The 11,987-nt window shown below is 66.9% G+C and carries 13 protein-coding genes and 2 pseudogenes; 10 read left to right on the top strand and 5 right to left on the bottom strand.

The features are described 5' to 3' along the window. The 4 genes from ACWELQ_RS22385 to ACWELQ_RS22370 all read left to right on the top strand — a co-directional run. Positions 1 to 371, top strand: a 371-nt coding sequence (locus tag ACWELQ_RS22385) for a DUF1727 domain-containing protein (protein ID WP_452398995.1), incomplete at its 5' end; no start/stop codon positions are given. Then, positions 368 to 1,078 carry a type 1 glutamine amidotransferase gene (locus tag ACWELQ_RS22380; RefSeq protein WP_452398994.1) on the top strand — a complete coding sequence of 237 codons (711 nt, stop codon included), beginning with the start codon at positions 368 to 370 and terminating at the stop codon, positions 1,076 to 1,078. The genes ACWELQ_RS22385 and ACWELQ_RS22380, both read left to right, overlap by 4 nt. A 111-nt stretch (positions 1,079 to 1,189) precedes the next feature. Then, entirely contained in the window at positions 1,190 to 2,818 is a 1,629-nt protein-coding gene (locus ACWELQ_RS22375; RefSeq protein ID WP_452398993.1) for a GMC oxidoreductase, read from the top strand. Between the two features lie 77 nt (positions 2,819 to 2,895). Continuing rightward, complete coding sequence (locus ACWELQ_RS22370; protein ID WP_452398992.1) at positions 2,896 to 3,687, top strand: ion transporter; 792 nt, start codon at positions 2,896 to 2,898, stop codon at positions 3,685 to 3,687. Between the two features lie 27 nt (positions 3,688 to 3,714). Here ACWELQ_RS22370 and ACWELQ_RS22365 read toward each other — a convergent pair whose 3' ends face one another. The 3 genes from ACWELQ_RS22365 to ACWELQ_RS22355 all read right to left on the bottom strand — a co-directional run bounded on the left by ACWELQ_RS22365 (position 3,715) and on the right by ACWELQ_RS22355 (position 6,313). Next, the gene (locus ACWELQ_RS22365; protein WP_452398991.1) at positions 3,715 to 4,923 is read right to left on the bottom strand and encodes a low temperature requirement protein A; all 1,209 of its coding nucleotides are present in this window, start codon (positions 4,921 to 4,923) and stop codon (positions 3,715 to 3,717) included. A 25-nt stretch (positions 4,924 to 4,948) separates the two neighbouring features. Next, positions 4,949 to 5,530 carry an SRPBCC family protein gene (locus ACWELQ_RS22360; protein ID WP_452398990.1) on the bottom strand — a complete coding sequence of 194 codons (582 nt, stop codon included), beginning with the start codon at positions 5,528 to 5,530 and terminating at the stop codon, positions 4,949 to 4,951. Between the two features lie 204 nt (positions 5,531 to 5,734). Then, the gene (locus ACWELQ_RS22355; RefSeq protein ID WP_452398989.1) at positions 5,735 to 6,313 is read right to left on the bottom strand and encodes a TetR/AcrR family transcriptional regulator; all 579 of its coding nucleotides are present in this window, start codon (positions 6,311 to 6,313) and stop codon (positions 5,735 to 5,737) included. 72 nt (positions 6,314 to 6,385) lie between these two features. Here ACWELQ_RS22355 and ACWELQ_RS22350 point away from each other — a divergent pair, with 72 nt between their 5' ends. Then, positions 6,386 to 6,961, top strand: coding sequence for a dihydrofolate reductase family protein (locus ACWELQ_RS22350; RefSeq protein ID WP_452398988.1), 576 nt, complete (start codon positions 6,386 to 6,388; stop codon positions 6,959 to 6,961). Here ACWELQ_RS22350 and ACWELQ_RS22345 read toward each other — a convergent pair whose 3' ends face one another. Then, the gene (locus ACWELQ_RS22345; RefSeq protein WP_452398987.1) at positions 6,962 to 7,438 is read right to left on the bottom strand and encodes a MarR family winged helix-turn-helix transcriptional regulator; all 477 of its coding nucleotides are present in this window, start codon (positions 7,436 to 7,438) and stop codon (positions 6,962 to 6,964) included. 96 nt (positions 7,439 to 7,534) lie between these two features. On the opposite strand from ACWELQ_RS22345, the gene ACWELQ_RS22340 reads away from it, so the two are divergent. The 3 genes from ACWELQ_RS22340 (at position 7,535) to ACWELQ_RS22330 (ending at position 10,348) form a co-directional block, all read left to right on the top strand. Next, a complete protein-coding gene (locus ACWELQ_RS22340) occupies positions 7,535 to 7,960 on the top strand; it encodes an SgcJ/EcaC family oxidoreductase (RefSeq protein ID WP_452398986.1) in 426 nt (141 codons plus the stop codon). Between the two features lie 86 nt (positions 7,961 to 8,046). After that, positions 8,047 to 9,312: an aspartate kinase gene (locus ACWELQ_RS22335; protein WP_452398985.1), complete on the top strand. Its 1,266-nt coding sequence runs from the start codon at positions 8,047 to 8,049 to the stop codon at positions 9,310 to 9,312. Between the two features lie 4 nt (positions 9,313 to 9,316). Beyond that, positions 9,317 to 10,348: an aspartate-semialdehyde dehydrogenase gene (locus ACWELQ_RS22330; protein ID WP_452398984.1), complete on the top strand. Its 1,032-nt coding sequence runs from the start codon at positions 9,317 to 9,319 to the stop codon at positions 10,346 to 10,348. A 107-nt stretch (positions 10,349 to 10,455) separates the two neighbouring features. On the opposite strand, the gene ACWELQ_RS22325 is transcribed toward ACWELQ_RS22330, so the two are convergent. Beyond that, on the bottom strand, positions 10,456 to 10,656 hold the full coding sequence (locus ACWELQ_RS22325) for a hypothetical protein (RefSeq protein ID WP_452398983.1): 201 nt from the start codon (positions 10,654 to 10,656) through the stop codon (positions 10,456 to 10,458). Positions 10,657 to 11,110: 454 nt separating this feature from the next. Here ACWELQ_RS22325 and ACWELQ_RS22320 point away from each other — a divergent pair. Together ACWELQ_RS22320 and ACWELQ_RS22315 are read left to right on the top strand one after the other, a co-directional pair. Continuing rightward, positions 11,111 to 11,299: pseudogene (locus tag ACWELQ_RS22320) on the top strand (helix-turn-helix domain-containing protein); the annotation flags it as partial. A gap of 27 nt (positions 11,300 to 11,326) precedes the next feature. Continuing rightward, positions 11,327 to 11,987 (top strand): annotated as a pseudogene (locus tag ACWELQ_RS22315) (hypothetical protein); the annotation flags it as partial.

The following is an 11,987-nucleotide window of genomic DNA, read 5'->3' as shown; positions in this document are numbered from 1 at the left end:
TCAGCCAGGAGCGCCGGATTCCGGCGAGTGCGGCTGCGACGGCGGGGATCTCGATGCAATGCACGCCCGCACCGGCCAGCGCCGCAACGGGTCTGGTGATCGCGGTCAACGGCCAGGTGCCCGACGGCGAGGACCTGTCGTGGCTGTGGGATGTGCGCTTCGAGCACTTCGAGGGCACCCAGGTGGTGGCCGCCGGTGAGCGCGCCACCGATCTGGCGGTGCGCCTGACCTACGCGGGCGTCGAGCACATCACCGTCGCGGATCCCTTGCGCGCCATCGCCTCCTGCCCGCCGGGGCGGGTGGAGGTGCTGGCCAACTACACCGCGTTCCGCGACCTGAACCGCGATCTGGAGACGGGGACCAAGGCATGAGTGAATCCACCGTCCGCATCGGCCTGGTGCTGCCCGACGTGATGGGCACCTACGGCGACGGCGGCAATGCCGTCGTGCTGCGGCAGCGCGCCCGCATGCGCGGCTACGACGCCGAGATCATCGAAATCCCGCTCACCGAGCCGGTTCCCAACTCACTGGACGTCTACACCCTGGGCGGCGCGGAGGACTCGGCGCAGCGTCTGGCCACCCGCCACCTGCAGCGCTATCCGGGCCTGCAGGAGGCCGCCGAACGGGGCGCGCCGGTGCTGGCCATCTGCGCGGCGATCCAGGTGCTCGGCCACTGGTACGAGACCTCTTCGGGCGAACGGGTCGACGGCGTCGGCCTTTTCGACGTCACCACCTCGCCGCAGGACAAGCGCGCCATCGGCGAGGTCGCCACCCAGCCGATGATCCCCGGCCTCTCGGCGGCCCTCACGGGGTTCGAAAACCACCGTGGCGGAACGAAGCTCGGCGGCGACGCCAAGCCGCTGGGACGGGTCACCAAGGGCGTCGGCAACGGCGTGGGCGACGGCCTCGAGGGCGTCATCCAGGGCTCGGTCCTCGGCACCTACATGCACGGCCCCGCCCTGGCCCGAAACCCCGAACTCGCCGACTACCTCCTCTGCCGGGCCCTCGGCGTGGATTCCCTTCCGTCCCTGGATCTCCCGGAGGTCGACCAACTCCGCCGCGAACGCCTGCGCGCCTGACACAGGTATCGGTGAAAAGGTTTCCGGCAGTGATCTCTCACGAAGGTGTTGAGGCCCGGTCGGCTGACCGGTAATCTCGCGCGCGGCCAAGGTGACTAGGGAGGTGGCCGGTTGCGTAGACGCGCCGTGCTCAAGGCTGCCGGGATGGCGGCTCTGCTGGCGGGTGTCGGAACGGGTGCCGCCTACCGCGGCGCCGGAACCGCGTCCGCCGATCCGCTGTGGAACGCGCTGTTCCAGGCGTGGGTACCGGAAATCTTCGCGCCGCTACCGGATCCGCCCGAACACAGCGAGGCCATCGTCATCGGCTCCGGTTTCGGCGCCGCGGTGACCGCGCTGCGCCTCGCCGAGGCGGGCGTGCAGAACACCGTGCTCGAGCGTGGTTCGCGCTGGCCCAACGATCCGTGGCGGGAGATCTTCACCGGCGACGACCTGCCCGACGGTCGCGGCTTCTGGCATCGCAGCAGCTTCACCGGCGTCACCAAGGTCCCCATGCCCGTCGGTGATTTCGGCGGCGTGCTCGATGTCACCCAGTATCCCGGCATCGACGTGTGGCGGGCCGCGGCCGTCGGCGGCGGGTCGATCGTGTTCACCGGCGCTATGGTCGCGCCGCCGAAACACCTCTTCGACCAGGTCTTCGGGGGCGTGGTCGGCTACGACGAACTGGATTCGGTCTACTACCCGCGGGTCCGGCAGATGCTGCGGCTGTCCACCATGCCGCAGGACGTGTACGACTCCGCGCCCTTCGCCCACTCCCGGGTGTGGGATCAGCAGGTGCGGGCCGCGGGATACGAACCGCAGGCCAATGATTCGATCTTCAACTGGGATGTGGTGCGCTCCGAGCTGTCGGGCGGCAGCCGCCCCTCGGCGACGGCCTCACGCAGCAATCTCGGAAACTCCAACGGCGCCAAGTTCGATCTGAACCAGAACTACCTGCGCTACGCCGAGGGCACCGGCCGTTCGGCCATCTTCCCCGGCCACCGGGTCGACAGCATCGGCCAAGACGGCGGCGGCAAGTACGTGGTCACGGTCAGCAAGCTGTCCCCGGCCGGTCAGGTGCTGCGCACCCGCACCCTCACCTGCGATCGCCTGTTCCTGGGCGCGGGCTCGGTCGGCACCTCCGAACTGCTGGTGCGCGCGCAGGCCACCGGCGCGCTGCCGAATCTCAACGAGCACGTCGGCGACGGCTGGGGCACCAATGGCGATGTGGTGCTGGCCCGCAGCATCAGTTCGCTGTCGGCCACCGGCGGCGGCGTGCCCAGCGCCAGCCGCATCTTCGACGACTCCGGCATGCCGCTGCACCTCGAAAGCTGGTACGTGCCGGGCATTCCGGTGGACACCGGCGCGATCGCGTCGCTGGGCATCGTGCTGGACCCGACGCGGGCCCGCTTCGGCTACGACCGCGGCAGCAACGGGGTCGGCCTGAGCTGGCCGCGGGCGGCGCAGGACGCGGTGGTGGCCGCGTGCCGCGCGGTGGATCACAAGGTGGCCCAGGCGGGCGGCTCGGTGGTGGACTACACGCCGATCGCCTATGACGCGCAAGGCTTCTTCACCGCGCACCCGCTCGGCGGCGCGGTGCTGGGCCGGGCCACCGACGGCTACGGCCGCGTGGTCGGCCACCCGGGCCTGTACGTCATGGACGGCGCGGGCATTCCGGGCAGCACGGCGACGGTGAACCCGTCGCTCACCATTACCGCTGTGGCCGAACGCAATATCGAGGCGATCATCCGGGCCGGGCGCTAGGCCGTCACGCGACGCCCCTTCCCCGGTCATTTGCGCCGACTACGCTGGCGGGACCGTTCGATGAGGAAGGGGACGTCGTGATCGAGGCCGACGCACCGGAGGCAGGGGAGTTCCCGCACAAGCCTCCGGCCCTGTGGACCGATTTGTTCATGCTCGCCCTCGCCGTGGTCTCGGTGGCGCTGGTGGTCTGGGTGACCTTCTTCCCGGTCGCCGACCAGACCTTCCGGACCATCCGGATCGTCGACTACAGCATCTGCGGCGTGTTCCTGCTCGAATTCCTGTGGCGCTGGCGGCGGGAGGGCTGGAGCTGGACCTTCCCGTTCATCTACTGGTACGAGGTGCTGGGCATGATCCCGGTCACCAGCCCGTTCTTCCGCGGCTTCCGGCTGCTGCGCATCGTGGTGATCGCGGTGCGGCTGGGCCGCGTCGCCGACCGCGCCTTCGGCGACCGGATCACCGCGGCGATCGTGAACCGTTCGGTCGGCGCGATCGTGGACGCGATCAAGCGGCCGGTCACCATCGCGGTGCTCGAGGAGGTCGCCGAGGTGTTGCGCTGCGGCCGCTACACCCGCAATATCGCGAACGCGCTGGAGGAGAACCACTCCGAGATCGACGCCATGATCCTCGAGATCATCCGCAACGATCCCCAACTGGGGAAGGTGCGCTACGTCCCGTTCCACGAGGAGATGATCCGCAGCGTGGCGGACGCCAGCTTCCGGGTCATCTTCCAGGTGCTCGCCGATCCGCGCACCGACGAACTGGTCGCGGACGCGTTGCGCGAGAACATCAATCAGATCCGCGACGCCGTGCACGCGGGCGAGCGGGTGGCGGAGTCGGTCGACAACCGGGTGACGCCGCGGCTTCCGTGACCGTGCTGTGTACCCCCGCGTACGGCCTCAGAACTGCCCGTGCCGGATCAGATCGCGCGGCTGGGCATATCGGACCACCTCGAACACGATGAGCGCCAGCAGGACCGCGCAGAGCATGCCGAGCGCGGCCAGCGCGGGCACCGTCGACGCCACGGGCAGCAGCACCAGCAGCACGGCCGCCGATACCAGCCGCGGCACCAGCAGCTTCCCGGTCGCGTAGTGCCGGAATCCCACCAGGGCAACGAGATACGCGATCACGCCGCCGTACAGCGCGAACAGCGGAATCCCGTGTAGCTCGTCGCTGAGCGAATGACCCTGCGCGCCACCGACGTAACTGAGCACCTTCTTCAAACCCAAGGCCATGGCCACGATTCCGGCGATCATCGGGAAGTGCCAGAAGGTGTAGCAGTTGCGGGCTATCTGGATGCGGCGCTCGCCCGCGGCGGTGTGCATGGCGTGCTCCACCACCATCGCGGCGACATCGAAGTAGGCCCACCACAACAGGCCCGCCACCGCCAGGCCCAGCATCGATCCCACGGTGATCGACCAGGAGATCGGCAGCCCGGCCACGCCGACGCCGATCGACACGATGGATTCGCCCAGCGCGATGATCACGATCAGCCCGTACCGCTCGGCGAAGTGCGAGGGCGAGTACAGCCGCCATTCGTTGCCCGCGAAGAACGTCCAGCCCATGTCCCAGACCAGCGCGGCCAGCCACAGCCCCAGCTGGACCGTGGTGTGGGCGAGCGCGCCCGCCACCAGCAGCACGCTGGCGACGCTGAGTGAGCCTGCCGCCCAACGGATCACCTGGCGGCGCAGCTGCGCGTCGTGGGCGCTGGCCATCCAGAACACGCTCAGGTGGACGAAGCGCATCACCAGATAAGCGATGACGAACACCAGTGGCCCGTACCAGCCGCCCGGCAGATCGTGGAACGACTCGGGAATCGTGAGCGCGATCATGAACGCCGCGCCCATGGCCACGAACATGGCCACCCGGGCGATGCCCTCGTCGGCCTTGACCACGTTGCCGAGCCAGGAGTAGCCGATCCAGCCCCACCACAGCATGGCCAGGATCAGCAGGGCGCGCAGCAGATTGATCGCGGTCGTCTCGTGCGCCGCGAAGTCGGTGACCATCGTGAAGGCGAAGACGATCACCAGGTCGAAGAACAGTTCCAGCTGGGTCACCGAGGCGTCTTCGGCGACCGGCATCATGCGGGTGCGTGCGGGACCGGGCATGAGGGACATACTGCCCGGAATTTGATCAGGCGGTGCCGAAGCCCGGCTCGAAATTCCGGCCGTAGTCCATACGCTGCGCGTATCCCGGCTGGACGTAGCCGCTGAAATCCTCGTATCCGGCGGCCGGTTCGGCGTAGGACGCTTCCTCCGCCTCGCCGAGTCCTTCGAGGCCGGTGATGGATTCGACGAAGGCGATGAAGTTGGTGATCATCGCGTCGCCCTCGCGCTTGGCGCTGCGCTTGAGGAGCATGCCGGGCGCGGGGATCGGCAGGTAGAGCTCGGAGTGGTACCAGACCTCGGTGGCGCCGTCCTCGGTCTCGGCGAGGTCGAACCAGCCCTTGCCGCCGGCGCCCGCGCTGGATTCGCTGACCCGCCATTCCACGCGATGATCGCTGCAGGTGTACTCGACGACCTGCCGGTCGGGGCGGCCCATCAGATTGGCCGACACGTAAGCGCGCTTGGGTCTGCCGAATTCGTCGCGGGTGGCGACCCGGACGTCCTGGTGTGAGGGCGACCAGTCGGGCATCTGCTCGACCATGAGCAACGCGTCCATCACCTGTTCGGGATCGATGTCGATGACGAACCGGTGGTCAGTTTTCGTGCGCATATCTACCCTCCACTCGGGCACCGATTGTGACCAGCGTCGCTGCGAGAGTCAACTGTGCTCACGGCCGCTTCTGACCGACTGGTCGGTCTGATTATGTCGATTTGCCCTGGCTGGCAGGGCAATCCGGCAACGCCGGAGGAGGTAGTAAATATCTCGAAAAGGTAACCGCTGAGTGAAGCCGACTCCCCGGTCTGGTGATGCCCGTCACACCGCCGGAATGACCCGTTCGACCGCCGTCCGGATCAGGCGCGCCGCCTCGTTGTCGCCGAAAATATCGGGCAGCGTGAGCCTTTCGACGATGAGCCAGTTGAGGGTCAGATACAACAGCAACACCGAGTCGGCATCGCCGGGCAACCCGGATTCCAGATGGTTGCGCACATTGAAATCGATGTCGGCGCGCACTCGCTCGGACAGGATCGCCTGCAGGTCCGGTCGGCGGGTGGCTTCCAGGCGCAGCTCGAGCAGGGCGAGGTAGCCGGTGCGGAATCCGGTGATCCGCGCGACGGTCTCGGCCATCAGCTCCGCGATGGTCTCGCGGGTGCGCGGCCCGGTGAACAGGTGGTCCATCGTCTCTTTGCTCGGCTGTAGCCGCTCGTAGAAGCGGTGCCCGGCCTGGACCAGCAGCTCGTCCCGGTTGGGAAAGTAATTGGAGGCGGTGCCCGCGGGCACGGCGGCCTCCTTGTCGACCGCGCGGAAGGTGAGTCCGCGCGCGCCGTCGCGCGCGAGAACCTCGATTGCCGCGTCGATCAACGCGTTTCGTCGTTCCGGATTCGTTCGAACCATTGACACCACTCCATGTGTAGTACTACGTTCGTAATCACTACGGACACAGTACTACGAACAAGGCGGTAAAGCATGCGAAAGCTCGTCTACTACGTGGCGGTTTCCCTCGACGGCTACATCGCAGGTCCGCAGGGGGAATTCGACTTCTATCCGATCGGCGAGGACATGATGGCCTGGTTCGGCGAGGAGCTGCCGGACACCCTGCCGAGCCATGTTCGGGCCCAGATCGGCATGCCGGTCGACACCCCGAACCAAAAGTTCGACACGGTCCTGATGGGACGCGGCAGCTACGAACCCGGTCTCGCCGTCGGCGCCGAGAGTCCCTTCGATCACCTGAAGCAGTACGTCTTCTCGCGCACCCTCGCGCCGGTCGCCAGCCCGCAGGTGGAGATCGTCTCGGGTGGCGCGGCCGAACTGGTCCGGGGCTTGAAGAAGGAAGCGGGCCTTGATATCTGGCTCTGCGGCGGCGGTGACCTGGCGGGTCAGCTGCTCGGCGAGATCGATCAGCTGGTCATCAAGAGCTACCCGGTCCTCGCGGGCGCGGGTGTGCCGATGATCGCCGGCGATTTCAGCCCGAGCCTGTTCACGGTCACCCGGCGGCGGGAGTTCGCCAATGGCACGCAGGTGACCTGGCTCGACCGGGCCTGATCACCCGGCCGGTCGATCGCCCTCGCGGAGCAGCGTGGTGACGTGCACCGCGGTCTCGTGCAGCCGGTTGAAGATCTCCAGCAGCAAGGTCAGCTCCGCGTCGCTGTAATCGCCCGCGATCTTGCCGAACTCGCGGGCCAGGACCTCGTAGTGCGGCGCGATCTCGGCGATGCGCTCGTCCACGGCGGTGATGATGACGCGGCGGCGGTCCTTCGAATCATGTTCGCGCCGAACGAATCCGCCCTTCAGCAACCGGTCGATCATCCGGGTGATGGCCCCGGTGGTCAGGCCGGTGCGCTGGGCCAGTTCACCGGCGGTGGCGGGCCCGCTCGCCCGCAGCATGGTCAGGCAGCGCAGGTCGGTGACGTGCAGGCCGAGCTTGTCGGCCATGGCGCCGTGCATCATCACGGCATCGGTGGCGCTGCGCTGGGCGGCGAAGGTGAGTGCGGCCCCCAGCTCCTCGTGTTTCTTGCTCATCCCTTGACACCTTAGTCTTACTCGGACAATATCTTACTCAGTCAACTACTTACCGATTCACTTGTTGCCTGATTCAGATATTTCGGGAGGGACGCCATGACCACACAGCAGCGCACCGATGAAGCAGCCGTCCGCGAACTGCTGGCCGAAGCCGACCGGGCCTGGGAAGCCGGGGACGCCGCGGCGTTCGCGGCCGTCTTCGCGCCGGATGCCGATTACGTCACGTGGTTCGGGCAGCGGATCACCGGTCGCGACGCCATCGAGTCCTCGCACGCGCCGCTGTTCACCAAGTTCCTGAAGGGCACCCGCACCGACGGCGAGATCACCTCGGTGCGCTTCGTCTCGCCGGACGTGGCTCTGGTGCACGGGCGCGGCGCGGTGGTGAAGGGCCGTAAGAAGCGCAACCGCTTCAACACCAAGATGGTCCTCTACGTGGTGGCCCGCACCGACGGCGAATGGTCCATCGCCGCCTTCCAGAACACCAAGTACCACTGGCTTTTCAACGCGCTGTTCGCCAAGTAACTGGAGGTAGGGGAAATCCGGGCGACCTGGGCCGGTACTCTTGTGGGTCGGTAGCAGCAGTTTGTCGATCTTGGAGGATTTCCGCCGTGGCTCTAGTCGTCCAGAAGTACGGAGGATCCTCGGTCGCCACCGCCGAGCGCATTCGTCGGGTCGCTGAGCGGATCGTCGAGACCAAGAAGCAGGGCCACGATGTGGTCGTCGTGTGTTCCGCCATGGGCGATACCACCGACGAGCTCCTCGATCTGGCCCAGCAGGTCGCGCCCGCCGCCCCCGCTCGCGAGATGGACATGCTCCTCACCTCGGGTGAGCGCATCTCCAATGCCTTGGTCGCCATGGCGATTCACTCGCTCGGCGCGGAGGCCCGTTCCTTCACCGGTTCGCAGGCGGGTGTCATCACGACCGGCACCCACGGCAACGCCAAGATCATCGACGTGGCCCCGGGCCGGGTGCAGCAGGCGCTGGGTGAAGGCACGATCGTGCTGGTCGCGGGCTTCCAGGGCGTGAGCCAGGACAGCAAGGACGTGACCACGCTCGGCCGCGGTGGTTCCGACACCACCGCCGTCGCGCTGGCCGCCGCGCTCAATGCCGATGTGTGCGAGATCTACACCGATGTGGACGGCGTTTTCTCCGCCGACCCGCGCATCGTCACCGACGCCCAGAAGCTGGACACCGTCTCCTACGAGGAAATGCTGGAGATGGCCGCCTGCGGCTCGAAAGTTCTCATGCTGCGTTGCGTCGAGTACGCGCGCCGCTACAACGTGCCCGTGCACGTGCGGTCCTCGTACACCGACAAAACGGGCACCATGATTACCGGATCGATGGAGGACATCCCCTTGGAGCAAGCAATCCTCACGGGCGTCGCGCACGACCGCAGCGAGGCCAAGGTGACCGTGGTCGGCATTCCGGACAAGCCGGGCTACGCCGCCAAGGTGTTCCGCGCGGTCGCCGATGCCGAGATCAATATCGACATGGTGCTGCAGAACATCTCGAAGGTGGAGACCGGCAAGACCGACATCACCTTCACCCTGCCCAAGCTCGAGGGCCCGCGCGCCGTCGAGCTGCTCACCAAGCAGCAGGGCGATATCGGCTTCTCCCAGGTCGTGTACGACGACCACATCGGCAAGGTGTCGCTGGTCGGCGCGGGCATGAAGTCGCACCCGGGCGTGACCGCCACCTTCTGCGAGTCGCTGGCCGAGGCGGGCATCAACATCGACCTCATCTCGACTTCCGAGATCCGAATCTCGGTGCTGGTCAAGGACCACGACCTGGACGAGGCCGTGAAGGTGCTGCACTCGGCGTTCGATCTGGGCGGCGACGAGGTCGCCGTGGTGCACGGCGGAACGGGGCGATAAGACCATGGGTGTGCGTGTAGGCGTCGTCGGCGCGACCGGTCAGGTCGGCGCGGTCATGCGAAAGCTGCTGGAGGAGCGCAACTTCCCGGCCGACGAGGTGCGCTTCTTCGCGTCCTCGCGCTCGGCGGGCAAGACGCTGCCGTTCCGCGGCAAGGACATCGTGGTCGAGGACACCGAGACCGCGGATCCGAGCGGCCTGGACATCGCGCTGTTCTCGGCCGGTGCCACCATGTCTCGTGTCCAGGCCCCGCGCTTCGCGGCGGCCGGTGTCACGGTCATCGACAACTCCTCGGCCTGGCGCAAGGATCCCGACGTGCCGCTGGTCGTCTCCGAGGTCAACCCGGAGGCCACCCGCAACCTCGTCAAGGGCATCATCGCCAACCCGAACTGCACCACCATGGCCGCCATGCCGGTGCTCAAGGTGCTGCACGACGAGGCCGGGCTGCAGCGGCTGATCGTGTCCAGCTACCAGGCGGTTTCGGGCTCCGGCCTGGCCGGTGTGGAGGAGCTGGTCTCGCAGGTGCGCGCGGTGATCGGCGATGCCGAGAAGCTGGTGCACGACGGCAGCGCGGTCGATTTCCCGGCTCCGAACAAGTACGTGGCCCCCATCGCCTTCGACGTGATCCCGCTGGCCGGTTCGCTGGTCGACGACGGCAGCGGCGAGACCGACGAGGATCAGAAGCTGCGCAACGAGTCCCGCAAGATCCTGGGTCTGCCGGATCTGCTGGTGAGCGGCACCTGCGTGCGCGTGCCGGTCTTCACCGGTCACTCGCTGTCGATCAATGCCGAGTTCGCTCGCCCGATTTCGGTGGAGCGCGCCGAGGAACTTCTTGCCAAGGCCCCTGGCGTCACGCTGACCGATGTCCCCACCCCGCTGGCCGCCGCCGGTATCGACGAGTCGCTTGTCGGCCGCATCCGCCAGGATCCGGGTGTGCCGGACGGGCGCGGTCTGGCGCTGTTCATCTCCGGTGACAATCTCCGGAAGGGCGCGGCGCTCAACACCATTCAGATCGCGGAAGTTCTTCTGAACAACTGATCAGATCTGGCTGTAACTCGGATAGACGTAACGGACCGTGCACAACAAAGTGCACGGTCCGTTTTCGAATTTTCCCCGGGATCGGCCCGGCGCCCGGTGAAACTTGGTCAATCTGTCCAAAGTTCGGCGCAGGGGAGTGGGGCTAGTCGGTCGGTCGGCTGCACGTCGATGGTGACTTCAATGCGATGGGGTCGCAAATGCGCTGCGAGGCGTTCGGCAATTGCGCGTTCGGCGCGGTAATCCAAGATCATTCCGCCGGGAAACCGGAGGCGCACATGGACTTCATCGGTTTTCGGTGCGGCGGTCATCTGGCCTGCGCTCGGTGCGTCGCTGGTTGACCTTTCACAGAGCGCGAGTTCCGGATACCCTCGCGTTCGAGGCGCGCGGTGATGGATTGCACCGTCGCCCCGTCGGCAGTGGAGGAATACTTGGTGGCCGCAAGGGCGCACGCCGCGAACCACATTGCCGCGCCGCCGATTCCGGCTCCGAGTAGGAAGAAGAGAAGTTCGCCGGGCATGACCACCTCTTGTCGTCCGTTTGGTTCGACGGGTCCTCTTCAAACGTTAAACACAGAAAAATTGCGGTGCAATAAGAAAAATCCATGTTCCATACTGTGCGCCGTAAGCTCGCCCGGTCTGGAATCCTTGTCGACAGATCCCGTCTGGACGGAAAGGGCGGAAGGAGAAGGGCATGGTAGACATCGGCGAAACAAGCGGGCGGTGACGGCCGGGAAAGCCGATCAGGCAGAAGGAGTTTGACCCGGTGGCCGAAAGTACCCTTGGGGCACGGGTAGCGGAGTTGCGCCGGCGGCGGGGACTATCGCAGAAAGAGTTGGGAGCGGCGATTCGGCGCTCGGAAAGCTGGGTGTCGCAGGTAGAGCGAGACGTACTACCTGTTGAGCGACTGTCCGTTCTGCAAAGACTGGCGGACGTGCTCGGAGTGGCGGTACGCGACCTGAGACCCGAAGCAGCCGAACCGATGGCCGCCGACCGCGGTGACGGGCAACGGCCCGGCGCGGCGGTTTTCGAGCAGCTGCGGCTGCTGCTGACCGGACATCCCGCACTGGAACAGCTTTTCGGAGACGACGCCGATCGCGAGTCGGAGTTGAAACTCTCGGAGCTGCAGGAGCGCGTGGACCTGGCCTGGCAGCTGGCGCACGAGTCCCGATTGGTCGAGGTGGGCAGCAGTCTGCTGGAACTGATCCCGGATCTCGAGCACGCCGCCCGGTCGACCGTGACACAGCGGCCGGAAGTGCTGACCCAACTCTCGCGGGCCTATCAGGTCGCCGCGACCGCGTTCACCCGTCAGGAGGAGGTCGACGCGGCGTGGGTCGCGGCCGACCGCGCATTGTCCGCAGCCGAGGAATCCGGTGACGCGCTCAGCGTCGTGGCCGGAACATATCGCATGGCACAGGCTTTCCTGCGCCTGCAACGTTTGGAACAGGCCGAACAGGCCGCGCGAGTGTCGGTGGCGGCGTTGGCCGCCCAGGCGGCGGCCGAGCATCCGAAGCCGGAAGTGCTGTCGCTCTACGGATCCCTGCAGCTCATGCTGGCCGTGATCGCCGCGACCGACGGCAATCGTACGGCCGCGCGGGCCGGGCTGGCGGCGGCGCGTGCCGCCGCGGACCGGCTGGGCGAGG

It is taken from the genome of Nocardia sp. NPDC004722, assembly GCF_053601505.1.
This window is presented reverse-complemented; position numbering and strand designations above follow the sequence as displayed.

Coding starts and splice junctions, on each gene's coding strand:
- ACWELQ_RS22380 (WP_452398994.1), top strand. CDS start 368: ATGAGTGAATCCACCGTCCGCATCGGCCTGGTGCTGCCCGACGTGATG.
- ACWELQ_RS22365 (WP_452398991.1), bottom strand. CDS start 4,923: ATGCCCGGTCCCGCACGCACCCGCATGATGCCGGTCGCCGAAGACGCC.
- ACWELQ_RS22360 (WP_452398990.1), bottom strand. CDS start 5,530: ATGCGCACGAAAACTGACCACCGGTTCGTCATCGACATCGATCCCGAA.
- ACWELQ_RS22355 (WP_452398989.1), bottom strand. CDS start 6,313: ATGGTTCGAACGAATCCGGAACGACGAAACGCGTTGATCGACGCGGCA.
- ACWELQ_RS22350 (WP_452398988.1), top strand. CDS start 6,386: ATGCGAAAGCTCGTCTACTACGTGGCGGTTTCCCTCGACGGCTACATC.
- ACWELQ_RS22345 (WP_452398987.1), bottom strand. CDS start 7,438: ATGAGCAAGAAACACGAGGAGCTGGGGGCCGCACTCACCTTCGCCGCC.
- ACWELQ_RS22340 (WP_452398986.1), top strand. CDS start 7,535: ATGACCACACAGCAGCGCACCGATGAAGCAGCCGTCCGCGAACTGCTG.
- ACWELQ_RS22330 (WP_452398984.1), top strand. CDS start 9,317: ATGGGTGTGCGTGTAGGCGTCGTCGGCGCGACCGGTCAGGTCGGCGCG.
- ACWELQ_RS22325 (WP_452398983.1), bottom strand. CDS start 10,656: ATGACCGCCGCACCGAAAACCGATGAAGTCCATGTGCGCCTCCGGTTT.